Annotated in this window: 21 protein-coding genes; 8 read left to right on the plus strand and 13 right to left on the minus strand. The window is 69.0% G+C overall.

The features are described from left to right. Positions 1-88: 88 nt before the first annotated feature. The gene (locus AB0M65_RS30890; RefSeq protein WP_364035376.1) at positions 89-967 is read right to left on the minus strand and encodes an NAD(+)/NADH kinase; all 879 of its coding nucleotides are present in this window, start codon (positions 965-967) and stop codon (positions 89-91) included. Between the two features lie 155 nt (positions 968-1,122). Next, on the minus strand, positions 1,123-1,734 hold the full coding sequence (locus tag AB0M65_RS30895; protein ID WP_364035379.1) for a DUF998 domain-containing protein: 612 nt from the start codon (positions 1,732-1,734) through the stop codon (positions 1,123-1,125). Positions 1,735-1,866: 132 nt separating this feature from the next. Between AB0M65_RS30895 and AB0M65_RS30900 the strand changes: the two genes are divergently transcribed. Continuing rightward, on the plus strand, positions 1,867-3,126 hold the full coding sequence (locus AB0M65_RS30900) for a histidine kinase (RefSeq protein WP_364035382.1): 1,260 nt from the start codon (positions 1,867-1,869) through the stop codon (positions 3,124-3,126). Further along, entirely contained in the window at positions 3,123-3,782 is a 660-nt protein-coding gene (locus AB0M65_RS30905) for a response regulator transcription factor (protein ID WP_364035385.1), read from the plus strand. The genes AB0M65_RS30900 and AB0M65_RS30905 overlap by 4 nt, the downstream gene beginning before the upstream one ends. Before the next feature lie 234 nt (positions 3,783-4,016). Here the strand turns inward: AB0M65_RS30905 and AB0M65_RS30910 are convergent, their stop codons facing one another. The 3 genes from AB0M65_RS30910 to AB0M65_RS30920 form a co-directional block, all read right to left on the minus strand. Beyond that, complete coding sequence (locus AB0M65_RS30910; protein ID WP_037319152.1) at positions 4,017-4,220, minus strand: cold-shock protein; 204 nt, start codon at positions 4,218-4,220, stop codon at positions 4,017-4,019. 218 nt (positions 4,221-4,438) lie between these two features. Then, a complete protein-coding gene (locus AB0M65_RS30915) occupies positions 4,439-4,615 on the minus strand; it encodes a hypothetical protein (protein ID WP_364035389.1) in 177 nt (58 codons plus the stop codon). Between the two features lie 281 nt (positions 4,616-4,896). Continuing rightward, the gene (locus tag AB0M65_RS30920; protein WP_364035431.1) at positions 4,897-6,558 is read right to left on the minus strand and encodes a thiamine pyrophosphate-dependent enzyme; all 1,662 of its coding nucleotides are present in this window, start codon (positions 6,556-6,558) and stop codon (positions 4,897-4,899) included. Positions 6,559-6,677: 119 nt separating this feature from the next. On the opposite strand from AB0M65_RS30920, the gene AB0M65_RS30925 reads away from it, so the two are divergent. Both AB0M65_RS30925 and AB0M65_RS30930 read left to right on the plus strand, forming a co-directional pair. Next, positions 6,678-7,964 (plus strand): hydroxyacid-oxoacid transhydrogenase, encoded by a 1,287-nt coding sequence (locus tag AB0M65_RS30925; RefSeq protein WP_364035392.1) that lies wholly within the window; start codon positions 6,678-6,680, stop codon positions 7,962-7,964. Continuing rightward, complete coding sequence (locus AB0M65_RS30930) at positions 7,958-8,377, plus strand: thioesterase family protein (RefSeq protein WP_364035395.1); 420 nt, start codon at positions 7,958-7,960, stop codon at positions 8,375-8,377. Before AB0M65_RS30925 ends, AB0M65_RS30930 begins: the two co-directional genes overlap by 7 nt. Here the strand turns inward: AB0M65_RS30930 and AB0M65_RS30935 are convergent. The 4 genes from AB0M65_RS30935 to lanKC form a co-directional block, all read right to left on the minus strand. Further along, positions 8,333-10,069, minus strand: coding sequence for an ABC transporter ATP-binding protein (locus AB0M65_RS30935; RefSeq protein ID WP_364035398.1), 1,737 nt, complete (start codon positions 10,067-10,069; stop codon positions 8,333-8,335). The two genes, AB0M65_RS30930 and AB0M65_RS30935, sit on opposite strands and share 45 nt — an antisense overlap. Further along, complete coding sequence (locus AB0M65_RS30940) at positions 10,066-11,742, minus strand: ABC transporter ATP-binding protein (RefSeq protein WP_364035401.1); 1,677 nt, start codon at positions 11,740-11,742, stop codon at positions 10,066-10,068. Before AB0M65_RS30940 ends, AB0M65_RS30935 begins: the two co-directional genes overlap by 4 nt. A gap of 187 nt (positions 11,743-11,929) precedes the next feature. Continuing rightward, the gene (locus AB0M65_RS30945; RefSeq protein ID WP_364035404.1) at positions 11,930-12,076 is read right to left on the minus strand and encodes a SapB/AmfS family lanthipeptide; all 147 of its coding nucleotides are present in this window, start codon (positions 12,074-12,076) and stop codon (positions 11,930-11,932) included. Between the two features lie 38 nt (positions 12,077-12,114). Next, the gene (lanKC, locus tag AB0M65_RS30950) at positions 12,115-14,667 is read right to left on the minus strand and encodes a class III lanthionine synthetase LanKC (RefSeq protein ID WP_364035407.1); all 2,553 of its coding nucleotides are present in this window, start codon (positions 14,665-14,667) and stop codon (positions 12,115-12,117) included. Positions 14,668-15,095: 428 nt separating this feature from the next. On the opposite strand from lanKC, the gene AB0M65_RS30955 reads away from it, so the two are divergent. Beyond that, positions 15,096-15,461, plus strand: a complete 366-nt coding sequence (locus tag AB0M65_RS30955) for a hypothetical protein (protein WP_364035410.1) — start codon at positions 15,096-15,098, stop codon at positions 15,459-15,461. Continuing rightward, entirely contained in the window at positions 15,454-15,867 is a 414-nt protein-coding gene (locus AB0M65_RS30960) for a hypothetical protein (protein ID WP_364035434.1), read from the plus strand. Before AB0M65_RS30955 ends, AB0M65_RS30960 begins: the two co-directional genes overlap by 8 nt. 60 nt (positions 15,868-15,927) lie before the next feature. Here the strand turns inward: AB0M65_RS30960 and AB0M65_RS30965 are convergent, their stop codons facing one another. From AB0M65_RS30965 to AB0M65_RS30975, 3 genes are all read right to left on the minus strand, one after another. After that, positions 15,928-16,914 carry an MCE family protein gene (locus AB0M65_RS30965; protein WP_364035413.1) on the minus strand — a complete coding sequence of 329 codons (987 nt, stop codon included), beginning with the start codon at positions 16,912-16,914 and terminating at the stop codon, positions 15,928-15,930. 107 nt (positions 16,915-17,021) lie between these two features. After that, entirely contained in the window at positions 17,022-17,402 is a 381-nt protein-coding gene (locus AB0M65_RS30970) for a PPOX class F420-dependent oxidoreductase (protein ID WP_364035416.1), read from the minus strand. Between the two features lie 163 nt (positions 17,403-17,565). Beyond that, positions 17,566-18,654, minus strand: a complete 1,089-nt coding sequence (locus AB0M65_RS30975) for an alpha/beta hydrolase (RefSeq protein WP_364035419.1) — start codon at positions 18,652-18,654, stop codon at positions 17,566-17,568. A 171-nt stretch (positions 18,655-18,825) separates the two neighbouring features. Here AB0M65_RS30975 and AB0M65_RS30980 point away from each other — a divergent pair, with 171 nt between their 5' ends. Further along, the gene (locus tag AB0M65_RS30980) at positions 18,826-20,028 is read left to right on the plus strand and encodes a sensor histidine kinase (RefSeq protein WP_364035422.1); all 1,203 of its coding nucleotides are present in this window, start codon (positions 18,826-18,828) and stop codon (positions 20,026-20,028) included. After that, positions 20,025-20,669 (plus strand): response regulator transcription factor, encoded by a 645-nt coding sequence (locus tag AB0M65_RS30985; protein WP_364035425.1) that lies wholly within the window; start codon positions 20,025-20,027, stop codon positions 20,667-20,669. Before AB0M65_RS30980 ends, AB0M65_RS30985 begins: the two co-directional genes overlap by 4 nt. Here AB0M65_RS30985 and AB0M65_RS30990 read toward each other — a convergent pair. Continuing rightward, positions 20,659-21,303: a GNAT family N-acetyltransferase gene (locus AB0M65_RS30990; RefSeq protein WP_364035428.1), complete on the minus strand. Its 645-nt coding sequence runs from the start codon at positions 21,301-21,303 to the stop codon at positions 20,659-20,661. The two genes, AB0M65_RS30985 and AB0M65_RS30990, sit on opposite strands and share 11 nt — an antisense overlap. Positions 21,304-21,454: the final 151 nt, after the last annotated feature.

The following is a 21,454-nucleotide window of genomic DNA, read 5'->3' on the forward strand; positions in this document are numbered from 1 at the left end:
CAACACCCACAAATCGTCAGAGATTTCGTCTGCACGCAGCACCTCCCGAGCATCGCGCACCGACCGCCCAATCTTTAGCAGACACGCTCTAGGCGCTAGGCGCTATCACCCGGGGGGACGCGGGGAAAGTCCCCATCGGCTTCCGGCCGAGGAGCAGGCCTTTCCTGGCGGCTTCCGCCATCACGGCCCGGACGTCGACGCACCACGGGCCTTCGGGCTTGAGCTCGACGAAAGCGCTCTCTCCTGGCTTCAGGACGAAATGCGGCTCGCCGTCGAGCGCGATGGAGCCACCGGCGGCGGCGAGGTCGACCCGGACCCCCAGGTGCAGCACACTCCAGCCCCGCACCCCCACCGGCTGGACGACGCCGGGCGCGATCGGCGCCTGTACGACGAAGGGTGTCTCCTCGACCGGCCCGAGCGAGACGGCCACACCGTCCACAGTGGACTTCGGACTGGGGCACAGCCTGCCGGGAATGCTGGACAGGCCGATCCCGTCGGGGACGGCGAACGTGCAGTACAGCTCGGTGAGCGACGTGGGATCCCAGCGCTGGTTCGCCGACACGCTGACGTCGGTCAGCGCGATCTCGCGGCGGGCCTTCGTGACGACTTCGAGGATGGTCACGCGGGTCGTGACCAGGTCCGTATCCACCTGATGGGTGGCCACCAGCCCGGCGGCGAGACCGGCGACGGTCGGCTCGGGGAACGCCTCGGTGCTCTCGGCGGGCAGCGGCAGCAGGGGGACGTCTCCGCAGGCGGCGGCAGCGGCCCGCACGGTGCCGTCACCACCCATGCAGATGATCACGCCCGCGCCCGCGTCCACCATCCGGCGGACGGCGCCGGTGGTCTTACCCGCTTCGGTCCACACCATCACGCGGCCGACCCCGGCCGCGCGGAGTGCCGAACGCAGACATCGGATGTCACGCTCCGAAGCAGGGTTCGCCACGATCCCCGCAACCGCTTCGCCCACAGGTCCTCCGCTGCCCACGCCAAGTCCCTATAGGAAACGACGTCGCGGCCCGGAAAGGAAGGGTTGCAGAAGGTTGCATCGCCACGAGAGCGTCCGGAGCTCCCGTTCAGCGGGCCACCGGTCCCGCGGGATCCGGCCGCCGAGCGGCACGAAGGTCACGCGGCCACCTCGGCTTTCGTCATGGCCGGTGCCGTCCGGCGGACGAAGACGACCAGCAGCGCGAGTTCGAGGACCAGCAGGATCCGTTCGACCAGTCCGCTCACCGCGCGGACGTCGAGGAGGAACGTCCCCACGAAGACCACCAGCGCGGCCAACGCGGCGAAGGACAGGCGCCGGGCCTTGCCGAGAACCAGCCCCGCCAGTGGCAGCGCGGTGAAGGCGGCGAGCGCGACGTACCGGCGGATCGCGCCGTGCCAGGTCAGCGCCTGGTCCATCGGCTCCTGCGGGAACACCGCGAGTACGCACAGCCCGACGCCGAACACGGCGACGAGCCTGCCCGCCCGCACCGCGCCGGACAGCCGGACACCGCACGCGACGGTCAGCGCGCCGAAGCCGGTGGCCAGCATGGCGACCCCGACGAGCCGGGCACCCTGGCCGAGGTGGACGTACTCGCTGAAGGTGGTGGCGAGTGGATCGACCGCGCCGGCGTTGACGATCTCGACGTAGACCGCGATGACCAGTCCGGTGAGCAACCACGCGAACGCCGACAGCCGGATGAACCCTCTGGTGTCGTTCATGCTGGTGTCGTTCATGCTGGTGTCGTTCATAAAGGGAGCCTGACCGCGCGCCGCCGTCCGGCACATCCCGCCCGGGCGAGCAGCCCACGTCACCCCGTGGGGGACATCGTGTGTCCCCCACGCGGGGATGTGCCCGGCCCGCGGCGTCGTTAGCGTCGGGGCATGGCTTCGAACGGCGGTTCCCTTGGCTGGGCGCTCCTCACCGGACGTGACGCCGACCTCGAACCCCCGTCGGCGTGGTGGCGCGGACCGGCCTGGGTCAAAAGCGTTCTCGTCGCCTCGTCGCTCGCCGTCCTGGTGGGCCTGACCTACGGCTCGTGGGCGCGCTACCTCGGCGGCAGCAGCCTGCTGCTGGTCTTCTTCCTGCTGCTTCTGCAGCTCGCGCCGCCACTGCTGGCCGTCCGGTTCCCGCTGACCGCCGTCCGGGTGGCCGCGGCCGGGATGGTCAGCGCGATCATCGCCACTCTCTTTCCCGCGCCTTACGCGCCCTTCGGCCCGACGCTGTCGGATTGGCCGCTGCAGGTCCACGTCCTGCCGTATCTCCCGGTGCTCGCGATGACGCTCGCCCGCACGAAGACCGGGCAGGGCTGGGGGATCTCGCTCATCGCGATCGTGCTCGCCACCGCGGTCGGCGTCGCCGGAGTACCGCGGGCCGGTACGAAGACCCTGGTGTGGTCGTTGATCGTGGTGACCGTGACGATCGTGGCCGGCTATGGGATGCAGCAACGACGCCGCGCGCTGGAGCAGGCCGACGTGGCCGAGCGCACGACCGTCGAGGAGCGGGGGAAACGGGCCGCGCTGCAGGAGCGCGCGCTGATCGCCAGGGAACTCCACGACATCATCGGCCATCACCTCTCGTTGATCGCGCTGCGGACCGACAGCGCGCGCTACCGCGTACCGGACGTGTCCGACGCCGCGGCGGAGGAGTTCCGCGCGCTCGGTGCCGCGGCGAGGGAAGCACTCGACGAGGCGCGGCGACTGGTCGGCGTGCTGCGGGACGCCGAAGCCGAACCGGAACACGAACCACAGCCAGGACTCGGGGAGGTACCGTCGCTGATCGACGGCTGCCGGGCCTCCGGGATCGAGATCCGGGCCGAGCTCTCCGGCGGGGACGGCGTTCCGGCCATGATCGAACTGGCCGCGTACCGGATCCTGCAGGAGGCGCTGAGCAACGCGGCGCGGCACAGTCCCGGGTCCACTGTGGACGTCGAGGTGCGGCAGGGCACGGACGGGCTCACGATCCTCGTCGAGAACGGACCTCCCTCGCGGTCTGCCGCGCCGTCAGCCGGGGACGGCACCGGCCTTGCCGGGATCGCCGAACGCGTTACGCTGATCGGTGGCTCGTGCGAGACCGGGCCGCGGGCGGACGGCGGGTTCCGCGTGGCCGTCACACTGGAACTCCCGGGGGTAAGTGACGCGTGACGACCGTCTTCATCGTCGACGACCAGGCCATGGTGCGGGAAAGCTTCGCCGGCCTGCTGAACGCGCAGCCCGGGTTGGCGGTCGTCGGCCAGGCCGGTGACGGAATCGCGGCCCTGGCAGGCATCTCCGCGTTGGACAGCCCACCGGACGTCGTGCTGATGGACATCCGGATGCCGGGGATGGACGGTCTCGAAGCGACCCGGCGGTTGCTCGAAGGCGACGGCGAGAAGCCGAAAGTGATCGTCTTGACGACGTTCCATTTGGACGACTACGTCTACGAAGCGTTGCGGGCGGGCGCCAGCGGCTTTCTGCTCAAGGACGCGCCCGCGGCCGAACTGATCAACGCCATCGGCGTGGTCGCCGCCGGTGACGCGCTGCTCTCCCCCGCCGTCACGAGGCGGCTCATCGCGAATTTCGTGGCCAGCACGCCGGTTCCGCGGCCGTCACCGTCGCGGTTCGACGTACTCACCGAACGCGAGCGGGACGTGCTGCGGTTGATCGCGAAAGGACGGTCCAATCCGGAGATCGCGGCGGATCTGGTGCTGTCGGCGCAGACCGTGAAGACGTATGTGGGCCGGATCCTCGCGAAACTCGGGGTGCGGGACCGGGCGCAGGCGATCGTGCTGGCCTACGAAACCGGATTGATGTCTCCGTGAAGTCCTAGTGTCGCGTGACCCTGCTTGCCTTACGCCGCTGCGGCCCGCGCGGCCCCTGGCCGCGTCGAAGAAAACCCCTGGTACAACCAGTACAAGCGGCTTTTCTTCGTCTTGCCAGGAACCACGTGGATCCACAGCGGACGCAAGGCAGCAGGATCACGCGACACTAGAAGACCCGGAAAAAGCAGCAGGGCCGCCACCCCGAGGGGATGGCGGCCCTGCTTGAAGACTAGGTCAGATCACGTTGACCGAGGTGGCCTGCGGACCCTTCGCGCCCTGCCCGATCTCGAACTCCACGCGGGCGTTCTCCTCGAGGGTACGGAAGCCGTTGCCCTTGATCTCGCTGTAGTGCACGAAGACGTCGCCGCCGCCGTTGTCGGGAGTGATGAAGCCGAACCCCTTCTCGGAGTTGAACCACTTCACAGTGCCCTGAGTCATAAATTCTCCATATGCAACACAAACAAACAGGAAGCCACGTCGGCAGCCCGGGTCATGACCAGACGGTTTGCTTCCCCGGATACAGAGGAGACACTACGCCCGCTGAGTTCTGCGAGCGTGAACCAACACGAACACAAAAAACGAGACCTGAACCAGTAAAGCACACCTCACGCAGGCCGGACAAGCATCTTCACCCGGGTGTGCGCAAGCGCAAGGTGCTATTCGCCACTCGCCGCGCGGAGCGGTACATCGGAGCCGAACGGCGAACCGCGCAACGCGTCCCGGTTGGTGGCCACGACGGCGACGTCGTGGGTCTCGGAGTCCGCACTGAACTGCACCGGCACTACACCGGAAACGGACTTGACCTTCTCCTGTGGCTTCACTTCGTCAGCCATGTTTTCTCCCCTGTGTCAACACAACGCTCGATGTGCCGAGTGAAGTACTGCGTGCCAACAACCCACCGGTGGACGGCCGCTCCTGTCCACCCCGTCCATATCGGACTCTCGGTGTTGCGGCGATTGTGCCACGACCATCCGACAAAATCCGGTCCCCGCGACCGAAACTCGGCCGAGTCGTCACCGATTTCCCACCACTCGGAGCAGGTGACGGCGCCACCACAAGGGTTTCTGTGTATCCCCTGAGAAAAATGTACCGCCGGATAATCGGCCGGACGGCCCTACTGCCCGCCCTGCTGCGGCCTCACGGCGCCCAGCAGGCTCGTCAGCCGGATGTCCGGGGTCACGACGTCCGGATCGGTCCGGATGTCGATCACGCACGGCCGCTGCCGGACCAGCGCGCTCGCGATGATCGGCTCCAGCTCTTCGCGGTCCTCGACGGTGTACCCGGCGGCACCGAGCCCACGCGCCCACGACGCGAAGTCGGTGATGGGGACTGTAACCCCCGACAGCCGTCCGTGCTTGCGTGCCTGGTGCACGGCGAGCGGACCGTGCAGTCCGTTCTGGAACACCAGGACGGTCACCGGGACCCGGTAACGGACGGCGGTCTCGATCTCCTGGCCGGTCATCAGCGCGCCGCCGTCGCCGACCATCGCGATCACCGTGCGCCGCGGCTCGGCGAGTTTCGCCGCGATCGCCGCCGGGACCGCGTACCCCATGGCGGCGTTACTCGGGCCGAGCTGACTGCGTGGCGCGGTGAAACACCAGTAGCGGTGCATGAACTGGGCGAAGTTACCGGCGTCGCTGGTCACGATGGCGTCCTCTGGCGCGAGTTTGCGCACCGCGCGAATGACGTCGGCCGGGTGGATGCGGGTGGCGCCGCTGGTGTCGGGCGGGGTCATGAAGGTGTGCACGGCGGCGTTCGCGGCCGACGCGCGCCGTGTCCGCGGCGAGGCGACGGTGCGCAGTTCACGCAGGAACGGCTCGACCTCGGAGTCGACCCGGAAGGTCAGGCCGCCTCGGCGGGCGGGCTCGAGCCCCGTCCCGACCAGCACCAGCGTCTGCGACGGCGTCGGGTAACGGAAGCACTGGGTGGTGACCTCGTCGAGCTGCGTGCCCAGCGCGAGTACGAGGTCGGCGCGTTCCAGCGCGTCGAGCTGCCGCGCGGGGATGCCGATGCCGAGGTGGCCGGCGTAACGCGCGTGGTTCTCGGGGAAGGCGTCCTGCCGCCGGAACGCGTTGTACACCGGGAGCGCGAGCTCGTCGGCGACGGCGATCAGCTCTTCCCGCGCCGAGCGGGCCCGGCCGCCGACGATCACCACCGGATAGCGGGCCTCCTCGACCAGCTGGGCGACCGCTTCGGCGGTCCGGCCGAGCGCGCCGGTGGCAGGCGGCCGCACCGACGCGACCGGTTTGGCCGAGTCGAACGGGACACCCCAGAAGTCGGCGGGCACGGCGACGACGGTGGGCCCGGGACGGCCTTCGCGGCAGCGTGTCAGCGCTTCGACCAGCAGACCTGGCACCTCGTCCGGTTCCTGCGCGCGGCCGGTCCACTTGGCGATGGGCTCGAACATGGCGCTCAGGTCGGCGGTCGGCAGTTCACTCGTCGGGCCGGGGCTGGACGGCGGGTTCTCCAGCAGGACGACCATCGGGCTCTCGTCCTGATACGCCGTCCGGACACCGATCGCGAGGCTGGCCGCGCTCGGGCCGCGGCCGGCGAGCAGGACCGCGGGATGCTCGGTGAGTTTGCCCTCGGCCTCGGCCATGAAGGCCGCGCCGGTGTCGTGACGTGCCGAGACGAAGGTGATCGACCGCTCGCGCTGCAACGCGTCGAGCAAATCCAGGAAAGACTCACCCACCACCGCGTACACGCGGTGGATTTGCGCCTCGCTCAGGATCCGCACGGCCGTCTGGGCGACGGACGCTCCCGGTTGGTATCTAATGAGAAGAGCTTAGGCGGGCGATGATCGGTGCCGTCAAGCGATCTTTCGATTCCGGCAACCCCGGGGCGGCAGAAATGTCCTTGATTCGCCGACGTGTTCGAGCAAGGGAGCGCGAAAACGTGACCTCAGCCACCGCTGGACGTGAAACAGTTTTCACATACGGCGCACCGGCCCTGAAATACGGCACCGGGTCGAGTGACGAGATCGGCTACGACCTCACGCGGTACGGGGCCCGCCGGGTGCTCGTGCTGACCGACGCGAGCGTCGCCGCGACAGGCTGGCCGCGGCGCATCGCCGAAGGCATCGGGACCTACGGCATCGAGGCGGTCGTCTTCGACGGTGTGCACGTCGAGCCGACCGACGTCAGCATGCGCGAGGCCGTCGAGTTCGCCAAGGGCCATGGCGAGTGGGACGCCTTCGTCGCCGTCGGCGGCGGGTCGGCCATCGACACCGCGAAGGCGGTGAACCTGTTGACCAGCAACGACGGCGACCTGATGGACTACGTCAACGCGCCGGTCGGCGGCGGCCGAGCGCCGAGTTCGCCGCTGAAACCGCTGGTCGCGGTGCCGACGACCACCGGAACCGGCTCGGAAAGCACGACGGTGTGCGTGCTGGACGTGTTGTCCCTGCGGGTGAAGAGCGGGATCAGCCATCTCCGGCTGCGGCCGAGCCTCGCTGTGGTCGACCCGCGGCTGACGGTGTCGCAACCGCCGGAGGTCACCGCCGCGAGCGGGATGGACATCCTTTGCCACGCCGCGGAAAGCTATACGGCCAAGCCGTACACCGAATTCGACCGGAAGCGTCCGGAGGACCGGGTTCCTTACTGCGGCGCGAATCCACTGGCCGACATGTTCGCCGAGCAGTCGCTGCGGCTGCTCTCGTGGGCGCTTCCGGCTGCCGTGGCGGACGGCTCCGACCTGAAGGCACGCGAGGCGATGGCGCTCGCGGCGACGTTCGCCGGACTCGGTTTCGGCAACGCGGGGGTGCACATCCCGCACGCCAACGCGTATCCGATCGCCGGTCAGGTCCGGGATTTCCGTCCTTCCGGCTATCCCGGTGACGAGGCGATGGTGCCGCACGGGATGGCCGTGTCCTTGACCGCGCCCGCGGCGTTCCGCTTCACCTTCGACGCCGCGCCGGACCGGCATCTGCGGGTGGCCCGGCTGCTCGCGCCGGACTACGAATGGCCGGGCGATCTGCAGGATCATCTGCCCGCGGTGCTGCGCCGTCTCATGCGGGAGATCGGGATCCCCAACGGGATCGGCGCCGTCGGCTATCGCGAGTCCGATGTGGACTCACTGGTTTCCGGCACGGTGAAACAACAACGCCTGCTGGCGACGGCCCCGCGTGAAGCGTCCGAAGAGGACCTCGCCGGGATCCTGCGAAACTCGGTGACGCTGTGGTGAACGCCGAGTACCCGCATTGGCAGACGGTTCCGCTGCGGTGGAAGGACAACGACGTCTACGGACATGTCAACAACGTCGTCCACTATTCGGTGATGGACACCGTCGTGAACACCTGGCTGATCGAACGCGGCGGACTCGACATCGAAACCGGCGAAGTCATCGGACTGTGTGTGGAATCGCAGTGCAAGTACCACGCGTCGGTATCGTTCCCCGGCGAACTGGAGGCCGGGTTGCGCGTCGGGCATCTCGGGCGCTCCAGTGTCCGCTACGAGGTCGGGATGTACTCGAAGGAGACGCTGATCGCCGAGGGCCACTTCGTGCACGTGTTCGTCGATCGCGCGTCCCGGCGGCCGGTTCCCGTCGAAGGTCTACTCAGGAGCTCGCTGGAAGAACTGCGCGCCGGGCTGGGGTAGCCGAGGCGCCCACGCGTGCATGAGCTGGGCGTAGCGCGTGGACCGGTCCATGAGTTCGAGGTGGGTGCCGAGTGCGGTTTCCTTGCCGTCCATCACCAGGACCCGGTCCGCGCGCAACGCCGACGTCAGCCGGTGCGCGATCACGATCAGGATCCCGCCCCGTTCGGCGAACGCCCGTTCCGCACGGGCTTCGGCGGGCGGGTCGAGGTGCGACGTCGCCTCGTCGAGGACGACGACGCCGGCGTCGCTCGCGAACACCCGCGCGAGCGCGATCAGCTGCGCCTCACCGGCGGACAGCGTCCCGTGCCCGATCTCGCCGTCGAGCCCGCCAAGCCGGGTGACCAGCGGTTCCGCGCCGACGGCGGCCACCGCGGCGCGCAGTTCGCCGTCGGTCGCGGAGTGCGCGAACAGGCCGACGTTGTCCCGCACGGACCCCGCGAAGACGTAGGCCTCCTGCGGGATCAACGCGACCATCCGGTGCCGCAGGGCCGACGGCACCTCCCGGACCGGGGCACCGCCGAGCAGGACCCTCCCCGCCTGCGGTTCGAGCATGCCGGTGAGCAGCCCCGCCAAAGTCGACTTGCCGATTCCGCTCGGCCCCACCACGGCGAGCCGTTCGCCGCGACGCAGGTGCAGGTCGAGGCCGCGCACCACCGGTTCGGCCGCCGCGCCCCAGCTGAAGGTCAGGTCACGCACGTAGAGCGCGGTCCCCTCGGGTTCGGCGGTGCCGTCCGGTTCCGGCTCGGCCTCCGCGGTCTCGGCCAGCCGCCGCAACGCGACGATCAACCGCAGCACCACGGTGCTCGCGGTCGCGGCCAGCCCACGCAACGCCGGCTGCATCGTCGTCGCGAGGTAGACCAGCGCGCCGAGCGCGGCACCCGCGGTGAGCACCCCGTCCGCGACCATCCGGGGCGCGACCAGCAACGCCACGAGCAGCGGTACGAAACCACCCGCGGCGATCACCACCGCCCTGGCCGCCCCCGATCGCGCCACCCGAACGGCCGCCTTGGCCTGTATGTCGATGGCGTCGTAAAGCTCAAGCGCGGCAAGGGGTTCCGCGCCGCAGGCGACGACGTCGCGCATGCCGGACAGCGACGCGCCCGCGACCTCGGCCGTCCGCTCGTCGGCCAGCGCGAGCGCACGCTGACGACGGGCCAGCGACGGCAGCAGGCAGGCGAAAACGAGTACCGACACCACGACCGGGATCGCGACGATCAGCGCCAGCGATCCGGCGACGGTGAACAACCCGGCCAGCGCCGCGACCGTCGTCACGACCATCCCGCGTGCCTGCACCAGCAGCCCGGCAGTGGCGTCGCGGACCACCTCGACATGCTGGGTGATCCGGGCGACACCACTGGCGTCGGGCTGGTTCCGCGGTGGCGAGGGATCGTGCAGGACGCCGCGTACGACGGCGCTCACCAGCGCGTCACGCAGTGGCTCGACGACCTTCCCCAGCTGATTCCACACCAGCCGGGAGCCGACCGCGCCGATCACCGCGACCAGGCCGAACACCGCGAGCCAACGCAGTCCGGTGCCTGGCCGATCCGCGGCAAACCCCTCGTCAACCGCGAGTTCGACCAGGCGACCGGACAAGAACGCGGGCGCGCTCTCCAGTACGGAACAGGCCAGCAGCACCAGCCCGCCCCGCCACTGCCCGGCCAGCGCCGAGCGGTAGAGCCCCCAGACGCTCACGTCGCGCCCTCCAAGCTGCCCGTGAAGACCGCCTGGTAAGCCGGGTTCCGCCACAGTGCCTCATGTGTGCCGACCGCGCGGACCCGGCCGTCTTCCAGCCACACCACCGCGTCGGCCCGCGCCGCGGTGGCCGCGCGATGCGTCACCACCAACCGGGTCCTGCCGGGCAGCGTGCGCTCGATCGCGTCCTCGACGGCGGCTTCGGTGACCGTGTCGAGGCTGGCGGTGGCGTCGTCGAGGATGAGCACCCTCGGCGCGTGCGCGATCGCGCGGGCCAGCCCGATCCGCTGCGCCTCCCCACCGGAGAGCGGGGTCTCCGAAAGCGGCGTCCGGTACCCGTTCGGCAGCCGGACGATCAGGTCGTCGACCTGCGCGGACTGGCAGGCGGCACGCACGGCGGCCTCACCGGCCCAGGAGCCGTATCCGACGGCGTCGCCGATCGTGGCGCCGAGCAAGGCGGGCCGTTCGAAGGCGAAACCGATCACCGCGCGGAGTTCGTACGGCCGCAGCTTCTCCAGCGGACGGCCGTCGAGCACAGCCGTCCCCTCCTCCGGTTGCAGCAGTCCGCCGAGGACGTTGACCAGCGCGGACTTTCCCGCTCCGGACCGGCCGACGACCACGGTGAACCGGCCGCCTTGGACGACCAGGTCGACGTCGCGGAGCGCGCCTTCGATGGTGACACCACGCAGTTCGAGCGTGCCCCGCCCGGGAACGACACCGAGCGTGCCCGGTTCGGGAACCGGCGAACGCAGTACTTCGATGATCCGATGCGCGCACGACCGGGCGCGGGAAAGCGTGGTGAGCAAAGGAATCTGGGTGACCAGCCCCATGCCGAGCGCGACGTAACCGAGTGCGGCGAGTACCTGGCCGACACTCAGCCTGCCCTCCAGCACACCGAAGCCCGCCGCGGCCAGCACGGCGAGTTCCACCGCGGGCAGCAGCAGCCCGGAACGCCATACCATCCTGGCCTGGGTACGCCACATCCCGCGACCGGCGAGACTCAGTTTCGGCAGCGGCAGCAGCACGCGTTCGGCCTCGCGATCGGCGGTGCCCGACGCGGCGATCGTGCGCAGCCCGGCGACGGCGTCGACCATCCTGGCCGCCAGTTCGCCGGAAACCCGCTGGTAGGTGAGGACGTCGTCGGCGGTGCTCTTCAAATGCGTGCGGGCGAGCATCAACGCGAACGGGATGCTGCCGAGGAAGACCAGCGCGAGGCGCCAGTCCATCACCGCGAGCAGCACGACGGAGCCACCGGAGATCAACGTGGTCGACCCGAGCTGGACGACGACCGAGGCGACCAGTCCGGCTCCGGTGCAGTCACCGGTGAGCCTGCTGATCGCGTCACCGTCGGCGAATTTCGAACGCGTGCCGAGCGCGAGATAGTGGTCGGCCAGCCGACGGCGCAACCAGGCCGTCACGGAACTGGTCATCCGCGCCGAGAGGATCCCGCCGATCAGTCCGACGAGGATCTCGGTGACGCCGAGGGTGAGCAGCCACGAGACCTCGGGAAGGCTGGGGCGTCCAGCCACGACGGCGTCGACCGCGGCCGCGAGCGCTCCTGGCAGGAGCAGCCCCGCCGCCGTCCCGGCGAGCGCGCTCAGTACCAGCGCGATCAGGCGGGGACGATCGAGCCCGGTCACGGCGACCAGCAGGCGATCGGCGGAACCCGCCATCCCACTCCTCAAGGTCTCTGGTTCACCCGTATGGCAAATCGCGGTAGCACACCTCTGCCCCGCGTCCCATTCCTGACAAAGTAATCCCATCGAGACGAAGCAGAAGGCAAAATGAAGGCGCGGGAGCGGCGCACTTGGCCTGTGCCGCTCCCGCACCTTCAGCGATCAGCTAGCGATTCGCCTGCGCTCAGTGGCAGGTCAGCAGGCTGATGGTGCTGTTCGCGCAGGACGCGAGCAGGCTCAGGTTGCTGCCGCCACCGTGACCGCCGCCGCCGTGGCCACCGTCGAGAACCTCGGGGGTTTCCAGGGCCTGCAGGTCGAGGACCAGTTCCATGGTGTTCCCTTTCCTTGATTACCTCTTGTCCGCCGGCCTTACTGGCCGGCAGTTCGGGAGGACAGGAAAGGCAGCGCGGCCTTCCCGTCCAGGGTGGCGGCGAGGGCGAGCAGGACGCCCGCGCCACCGGTGACGACGTCCATCGACAACCGCAGCAGCTGGTTGCCGGGGAACGCCAGGCCGCCCTTGTACGGCACCGCGTACCAGGCCAGCCGGGAAAGGTGCAGGTCGATGGCGTCGCGGACGCGCTCGTCCGGTTCGGCGCCCATGGCGAGCGCGGTCATCAGCCCGCTCCGGCCGAACAGCAGGCCGGGGTGGATGACGAACTCGCCGCGGCACGATTCACGCAGGCCGGGAAGGCTCTTCAACGCCTTCGCGTCCGCACGGTGCTTCGCCAGTTCCTCGGCGACCATGAGGATCCCGGCGCTGCCGACACCCACGTAGGGCAATGTCCGGGTCTCGCCGTCGCGAACCTGCAGCGAGCCGTCGTCCGACTCGGCGCACTCCTCGATGTCCCGCTCCAGCGCCTGGTCGGCGAAGGACAGCCAGCCCTCTTCGCGAGTGCGCTCGAACAGCCGGATGAACAGCAGTGCCGGTCCGGACCAGCCGTTGAGCAGCCCGGCCCTGGCGAAGTCGCCGGGCGGGTCGGCGGTCTCGAGTGCTTCGGCGAGCCGGACGGCGGTGGCGAGTGCCTGCCTGCCGAACTCGTTGTCCTTGCGGTTCACCGCGAAATGCAGCTGGGTGAGCCCGATACCGGACAGGCCGCCTTCCATGCCGTGGTCGATGGTCTGCTCGACCAGCGTCGCCGACGCCGTCAGCAGCTTGGTGGCCTCTTCGCGGTAGCCGAGTGCTTCGAGGACGTACGCGATTCCGTACGAGCCGTCGTAGAACCCCGGGCGGGCAGGCGGTTCGCGGCGGATCGAGTCGAGCAGCCAGCGTTCGTGATCGGGGTACCGCTCGGCGCCGACCGCGTCCAGTGCGTAGAGGACACCTGCCGCGCCGTAGCCGAAGCACGCCCCGCCGACGCGGAACTGCTCGATGTCGCCGGGGAAGAGCCGGTCGGTGCGCTCGGGGGTCGCGCTGGCGAGGATCGCCTCGGCGATCTGCTTGCGGACCAGCGCCCAGTCCGGTTTGTCCTGGTCGAGTTCGGTCGTAGCGGCCGGTGGCTCGGCGTCGCGCGGCGCGATCTCGGCGACGATCGAGTCGGCGTAGCCCTCCGGGACGTCGAAGCGTTTCTGGACGAAGTCCGCGAGTCCGCGCAGCTTCGCCGGGGCGAGTTCGAGGAGCGTCGTGAGCGGCAGGAAGATCCACAGCTTCAGGACGGCGAGCGCGTATTCGTCGACCTCGAACCCCTCCCGGTCCCGCGGGGCGCGGAAGCCGGGTGCGCCGAGCGCCGGCCGGTCGCCGCTTTCGACGTCGGCCGCCATCTCGAAGTCGATCAGCGAGATCGTGTCGTTCTCGTCGTCGTCCGTGTCGACGAGGATGTTCATCGAGTGCAGGTCGCCGAAGACGATCCGGCGGCCGTGCACCGCGGCGACCGTCTTCTCGACGCGCTCCACCAGTGCCAGCGCGCGTTCGGTGTACTCGGCGATGTCGGCTTCGGTGGTGTCCCGCCGGGTGAGCGGATAGTTGCGGGCGAGCCAGTTGCCGAGCGAGATGCCGGGCATGTACTCCATGGCGAGGAAGTGGTGCTCCCAGACGGTGAACCGGTCGTAGGCGACGGGGATGCCCTCGATGCCCTTGAGCCGGTCGAGCACCTCGTGCTCCCGGCGGAGCCGGTCGACGGCGTCGATCAGGTCGCGGTCGAGGCCGGCGAACGGCCTGGCCTCCTTCAGGACCACCCGTTCGTCGTCGGCGTTCCGGTCGGCGAGGTACACGCCGCCGCCGTTGGAGAAGTGCAGCGAGCTCTTCACCCGGTAGGGGAACCGCGCCGGGTCGCCACCCTTGCGAGCGGCGAGATGCGGGGCGAGGAACTCCGGAATCGTCACCCAGTCGGGGACGGAGAAGGTCGGCTCGCGCTTGTCCGGGACCAGCGTGCCGTCCGGCTTGCGGACCGCGAGGACCCGCTTGCCGTCTAGTTCGACCCACTGCTCGGCGAATCCACCGTAACGGACATAGAGCGGTCCGGCACCATAACGGAGATCGCTCAGAATATACGCACCGGGTTCCCCGTCCAGCTTCGCCGACAACTCGGCGAGAACGCGCTCGAGCTCGTTGTTGTCAGCCGGATAAAGACTGAGTAACTTACCACTGCCGTCACGCGGTGCGTATTTGGAATTCCTGGCCAGCAGAGTGCCACGGGAGCGCAGATGCTTGTACGACAGATTGTGCTCGACACAATGCTCGTGCACCTTCACGAGCACCTGCTCGGCATTGCTCAAACCTGCGGATACGTGGATTTTCCAGCCCTGCAAGGGAAGGTTTCGAGCAAGCGGGTGCAGCATCCGCCACACTCCGCGCACTCCGGTGCGCCAACCCGCCGCCGGAGCAGGCAACAGGGCGGCGAAATCGTCGGCGGCGTCCCCCGTTTCACGCTGTTCATCGAAGAACAGCGGATCGGCGAAGCAATACGCTTCGTATCGGACGTCCATCGAGCGCACCCTCCTTGGCACCAACCGGATGGGCCAAGTGCACCATCGCGATGTGGAATATTCCACCTGCCGGACACGCAACGGCCAATCCGCCATACCGGGGGTTCGGCTGGGCTGTTCAGGGACGTGAATTCGAAACTTACCGAATAGTAGGGGTACCCAGCGTGAGATCATCTCTGATTTCAACCACCCGGTCGGTGTGTAACAGGACCGTGTTTGCCCCGTAATCCCTGGTCCAACGGCCGGATACAATATCGTGCGACCGAATTGGCCGACCGCCAACCATGCGTGCTTCGTGATCTATTCACCCGAGGTCTGGACCACTGCGGGGACGCCGTGGCCCCCGCCACGCACCCGCCCGGTCGCCCGTCGAAGGCCCGGCACGCGGAGGTACGTTGTCGCCGTCGGAGTAACCAAGGAGGGCGCGCGTGATCACAGGCTTCGCGGTGACCGTCGCGATCTGCGCGATGCTGGTCGCGGCGTGGAGTTTCGTGCAGTCCGCGCGCAGGAAACTTCCGGACACCCCACTGCTCGTCGGCCTCGGCGTCGTCGAACTCCTTTTGGTGGCCCAGCTCGTGCTCGGTGTTGTGCTGCTGATCGGCGGCGGACGACCCGGCAGCATGGCCACCTACCTCGCCTACCTGATCGGCAGCCTGGTCGTGCTCCCGATCGGGACGTTCTGGGCGCTGGCGGAACGCACGCGATCGAGCACCGCGATCCTCGGGATCGCCTGTCTCGCCATCCCGGTGATGGTGCTCCGGCTGAATGAGGTGTGGGCAGGTGCCAGTGCCTGAGAAGACCACCACGGACGTCGTGCGGGACAAGGCGTCCGGGCCTGGCCGCATCCTGGTCGCCGTGTACGCGATCTTCGCGCTGGCGGCGACGTCACGCGCGGCGGTGCAGATCAGCACCAAGTACCACGAAGCCCCGCTGGCGTACGTGCTCTCGGCGTTCGCGGCCGTCGTCTATCTTCTGGCCACCGTCGCCCTCGCGCGCCGCGGCGCGGGCTGGTGGCGGATCGCGTTGCTCGCCTGCGGGATCGAACTGGTGGGTGTGCTTACCGTCGGCACGGTCAGCCTCTTCGACCGCGAGGCCTTCCCGCACGCGACCGTGTGGTCGCTGTACGGGCAGGGCTACCTCTTCATCCCGCTGGTGCTGCCGATGATCGGGCTGTACTGGCTGCGGCGGACGAAGCCTTAGTCCTTGGCCGGTGCGGCAGCGTGGCTTGTCGCGGTCGCGTCGGCGCGGTCCTCGTAGACCTCACTTCTCGAAGCAGCCCTTGTCGTTGACCGGGCCGAACGAGGGCAGGACGAGCCCGCACAGGTAGCCGTCGATCCAGTGCCCGTTGCCCGCGACGTTCGTGAGCACCCGGATCGCCGGCGCGAACGCGGCGATGCCCTTGGCCAGCGAGTCCTGGTTGCGTTGGAGCATCGACGTCAGCCGGTCGAGTTGTTCCAGCACCGGGCCGAGTTGCCCGTCGTTGTCGGCGATGATGCCGTCGAGGGCGGTCGCCAGCCGTTTCGAGCCGTCCAGCAGGTCCTTGATCGCCTGCTCCCGGGTGGAGATCGCACGCAGGAGCGCGTTGCCGTCCTGGATCAGGCGCTGGAACTCGGCGTCGCGGTCGACGAGGGTCTGGGAGACCTGTCGCGTGTTCGCCACCAGCGTCCGGAGTTGCCGGTCGCGGGCGGAGATGGTGCCGGAAAGCTTCGAAATCCCGTCGAGCGCGGCCCGGACGTCGGACGGCGTATCGGCGAAGGTGGCCGAAATCGTGTCGAAGCTCTTCGCGAGCTGGTCGACGTCGATGGCGTCGACGGTCTTGGACAGGTCCCGAAACGCTTCAAGCACGTCATACGGCGCGATGGTCCGCCGCAGCGGGATGGGATCGCCGGGGTCGAGGACGGCTTCGCCCCGCGGATCGAGCGCGACGTACTTCTGGCCGAGGACGTTCTTGATCCGGATGGACGCGCTCGTGGCGTCGCCGAGCCAAGCGTCCTTCACCCGGAAGGAGACGAGCACGCGATCGCCGTCGAGGTCGATCGAGGACACCTTGCCGACCTTCACTCCGGCGACCCGCACGTCGTTGTCCGCGCGCAGCCCGCCCGCGTCGGAGAATTCGGCCGAATAAGTGGTGCCGCCGCCGATCACCGGCAGGGCGTCGGCGTTGAGCGCCGCCGCCATCCCGAGCGCCATCGTGGTGAGCCCGGCGAGCGCCATTTTGACCGGATCCGCCCCGCCGAAGGACCTCATCCGCCTCACCTCGCAGCGGAAAAGCTTAGGGGGCGCCTCCCTCGGTGGCCAGGCGAAACGTTGCACCGATCGAGTGGTGCTGATTGTCCACTATGGACAGTCAGCGGTTACGCGTCGAGCCTGAGTTCATAGTGAAGCGTCCGGTGTTTCTTCAGCCGGTGCACCAGCGGAACGAGAAGGCCGTGCAGGATCCGGTGCTTCCGTGCGAGCGAGGCGGCCGCGTGCCGCGCCTCGTCGCCGTCGAGCAGGCGTACGTGCCCACGCACGGGGTCCCCGGTCGGCGCGCCGCGGAACGTCGACGGAGCGATCTCGACCCTGGGATCATTTCGCATCCGCTTGGCTTTCCACGCCGCGTCGTACGTACGGATGAACGCGTGGTCGCCTTCGACGGCGATGTTGACGGGGGTCCCGACAGCGGTCCCGTCCCGTTTGAAGGTCTTCAGCAGGATCGTCTTCTGGCCGGTGAACCTGGCGAGTGGGTTTGTCATGACCACCTGGACGAAACGGCGGCGCGGAACGTGACGGCGAGGGCGTGCCTGGCAAAACTGTTCGATGGAGTTCGTGATCCAGGCGTGCGCCCGTACGCGATCGATTCCGGTGAGGCGGTCCGGCTCTGGACGCTGTCCGCCCACCTCACCGGAATCGACGCGATCAGTTCCAGAACTTGATTTCGGGGTTGCCCGCCACCGGTCCGTCCAGCAGCGGCTGATGGCCACCGCGCAGGTACTTGTCGAAGAAGGCGGAGACGTATGCCCTGGTCAGCTCCATCCCGCGTTCACCGCCGAGCAGGCCGGGCTCGGTGACGCCGAGCTGCTCACCGAGCACGCCGACGTCGGTGAAGGACGCGTGCCCGGCGGCCGCGACGCTGATCCAGCGCTTCGGACCGGTCAGGTTCGGCCAGCTGCCGGCCCAGGTCGTGTCCGGGCCGGACGGCGTGTACTTGCTTTCGCGGCCGAGCAGCAGGAACGGCCGGTCGATCCCGGAAGCGGGAATCGGCGACCACAGCCTGCCGTCCATGTCGACGCCGGCGCGGATCCGCCGGTCGTTCACCATCGCCGTCGGCGTGCTGTAGCCGCCGATCGAATGCCCGGCCATCCCGATCCGCGTACGGTCGATCAGCCAGGACCACGGCGAAGACGGTTTGGTCAGCCTGTCGAGGACGAACGAGACGTCGGCCGAGCGGACCGGCGGGCGCAGGGTGGATTCAGACCCGCAGGCGGCGCATTCGGTGACCCGGCCGTCCGGGAAGGCGGTGCCGTGGGATTCGTAGTTGTGGCCGATCAGCGCGACGACGAAACCCTTGCTCGCCAGCTCTTCCGCCAGTCCGGTAAGTGTGGTGCGTGGTTTGCCGAAACCGGGTGAAAGTACGACCAGTGCCCGTTTTCCCGGCAGCGGCGGGGCGTCGACGCGGGCGCTGGTCCGGGTTTCGGCGACCCGCGCGGGGTCGACGTCGGGAACGCCGGTTCCGGTCAGGAGCGCCTTGGCTTCGGCCAGCGTGAGGTACGGCCGCTTCGGGCCGATCGGCAGCAGGGCCGGATAGAACATCGACACCATCAGCTCGCGCGGCCCGGTCGGCACCCAGGGATCGCGGCGCGAGTCGTCGACAAGATACAGGTCGGTGGAACCGACGGGATGCGAACCGGTCGGCGGTGGCAGCGTCAGCCGTTGAGCCGCGGAAGCCGGGCTCGCCAGTGTCATCGTGGCGGCGAGGGCGACCAGCGCGACGAGAAGCCTTCTCATGAGGATTCCCTTTCTGTCGAAGAATTTCCGCCACCAGCCTGTGGGAAAGTGCCGTATTCGCACATCGCCCGGAAAGGACGTCGCCGAGGCTGATTCCTCTATCGGAAGTAGTAGGCCGATGTCTATCGCGAGGTGGATCCGCCACCGCCTGCCCCGGGTTACGCTCAGCCGGTGCTGCCCGTACTCAGGCGTCACCCGAAAGCCGTGGACATCGGGCTGACCGTACTCATAGGACTGTCCACTGTGGTCACCGCCGACGATCCGGAAGGGTTCGAGTGGTGGCTGGCGTCGTTGGTCGCCTTGGCCTCCCTGCTGGTGCGGCACCGTAATCCCACGATCACCTTCTGCGCCGGGACGGTGGTCGCCCTCCTGCATCTGGCCATGGGCAACGATCTTCACCCGGTCGACCTCGTGGCGTTGATCGGCCTCTTCTCCGTCGCGGCCTGGGGGTCGCGACGGCTTTCGCTCGCCCTGCTGGCAGTGGGCCTTCTCGTCACCGCGATGTGGTCGTTCTACGCCTCCGAAGCGAACGGGCACTCCCCTGCTCCCGCTCCACCGCGGATCATCATCATCGATCCACTGGCACCGGCCATCGACGATGCCGACCACACCCAGGTCCAGGACTGGGCTGGTTTCCCGGGCGTGGGGTTGTCGCTGACGGTAGCCTGGCTGGCCGGGCTCAACACGCGGCAGCGCCGGATCCGGCTTTCCGTGCTGGAACAACGGGCCGCCGACCTCGAACGCGAGCGGGACACCCAGGCCGCGCTGGCCGTGGCCGCCGAACGCGGGCGGATCAGCCGCGAACTGCACGACGTCGTCGCGCACGCCCTTTCCGTGGTGGTACTGCAAGCGCAAGGGGCACAGGCGGAACTGGACCGGCGGCCCGAACGGTCGCGGGAGGCGCTGGACGCCATCGTCGACACCGGGCGGACCGCGTTGAACGAGATCCGGCGGCTGCTCGGCGCGCTCGGCCAGGACACGCCGGACTGGGAGCCCGGGCCGGGCGCGGAACGCCTGCCCCGGCTGGCCGCCGACATCCGCTCGGCAGGCACGCCGGTGGAGTTCAGCGTCGAAGGTGAACCGCGACCACTTCCGTCCACAGTGGACTTGGCGGCTTATCGGATCGTGCAGGAGGCACTGACGAACGTGCTGAAACACGCCGGTGCGGAGGCGTCGGTGACTATCGTGATGCGGTACGAGCCCGGCGCGCTGGAGATCGAGGTGACCGACGATGGTGTCGTCGCGGAACCGCCGTCCGGCACCGGGCAGGGCCTCGAAGGGATGCGAGAGCGGGTGAACGTGCTGGGTGGCACCTTCGAGGCGGGTCCTCGGCCGGAGCGCGGCTTCACCGTCCGCGCGACGCTGCCGTCATGACGATCCGGGTGGTCATCGCCGACGATCAGACGCTGGTGCGCACCGGACTGCGGATGATCCTGGACAACGCGGACGACCTCGAGGTCGTCGGCGAGGCGGGCGACGGCGCGGAAGCCGTCGGACTGGTGGCGGACCTCGACCCCGACGTCGTGCTGATGGACATCCGGATGCCGGAGATGGACGGCGTCGCGGCCACCGCCGCGATCACCGTGGCACACCGGACGCGTGTGCTGATGCTGACCACCTTCGACCTGGACGAATACGTTTACGCCGCACTCCACGCGGGGGCCAGCGGGTTCCTGCTCAAGGACGCGCTGGCACCGGATCTGCTCTCCGCCGTCCGGGTCGTCGCGGCCGGGGAAGCCACCCTCGCCCCCACGGTCACCCGCCGCCTGCTCGACCGCGTCGTCACCGGCCTGCCCGCGCCACCACCCGACGACCGGCTCGGCCTGCTCACCGGCCGCGAACGCGAGGTGCTCCAGCATCTGGCCCGCGGCCTGTCCAACGCCGAGATCGCCGAACTGCTCTATCTCTCGCCGGGGACGGTGAAGACGCACGTCGGCCGCGTCCTCACGAAACTCGGGCTTCGCGACCGCGTGCAGGCCGTCGTCTTCGCCTACGAGGCCGGGATCACCCGCTGATCGCGGCGGGCGCCCGCCAATGCTTGCCGCGGCGAGGACGCCGATGCTGCCCATGGCGCCCCGAAGCGGCCTGGTCGTCCGGGCGGCGGGCGGCGAACTCCTCCGCCGTGATGCCCATCCGCACCAGATACTTGATCTCGCCGAGCACCACCTCGGTGTCACGCAGCCTGCCTTCCTCACGGAAGCCGAGGCCGCTGTGCAGTGAGAGCGACGCCAGGTTGCCGCCGTACACGGTGACCTCGCATTTGCGGAAACCACGCTGCTCGAACATATGCGCCAGCAGCACGGTGATGGCGTCGGTGGCGTACCCGCAGCGCTGGTGACGCGGGGCGATCCCGATGCCGTAGCCGAACAGGCCGGTCGCCGGGTCGGCGCCGATGGTGCAGACCGAGCCGACCAGCATCCGGCCGCGGACCGTCTCGATACCGAAGTGGATGTCGTCGCCCGCGGACCCCGAACGATGCGAGGCCCAATGCCGGTGCCCACCGCCGATCAACGGCGTCGCCTCGCGGGCCATGTCACGATCGAAGCCCATCAGGACCTTGCGGTCCCGGAGGCCGACCTCGCGCAGCCGCACCTTCCGCCCGATTCGCCCGGGCTCCGGGTCGGAGCGGCTCACCGCGCCGAGCCGCACGGGTGCTCACGAACGATCACCAGCATCCCTTGACGATATCGGTAGCCGGGACGGCGGCTCCAGAGCGGGGGGGGGGGTGTTTTTGTGGGGGGTGTATGCAGACAAAAAAAACCGTAACCCCCCCCCCCCGGCGCGCGGCCCCGAGGGGGGC

Origin of the sequence: Amycolatopsis sp. NPDC051071 (assembly GCF_040682875.1) — a bacterium.
Taxonomy (GTDB): Bacteria; Actinomycetota; Actinomycetes; order Mycobacteriales; family Pseudonocardiaceae; genus Amycolatopsis.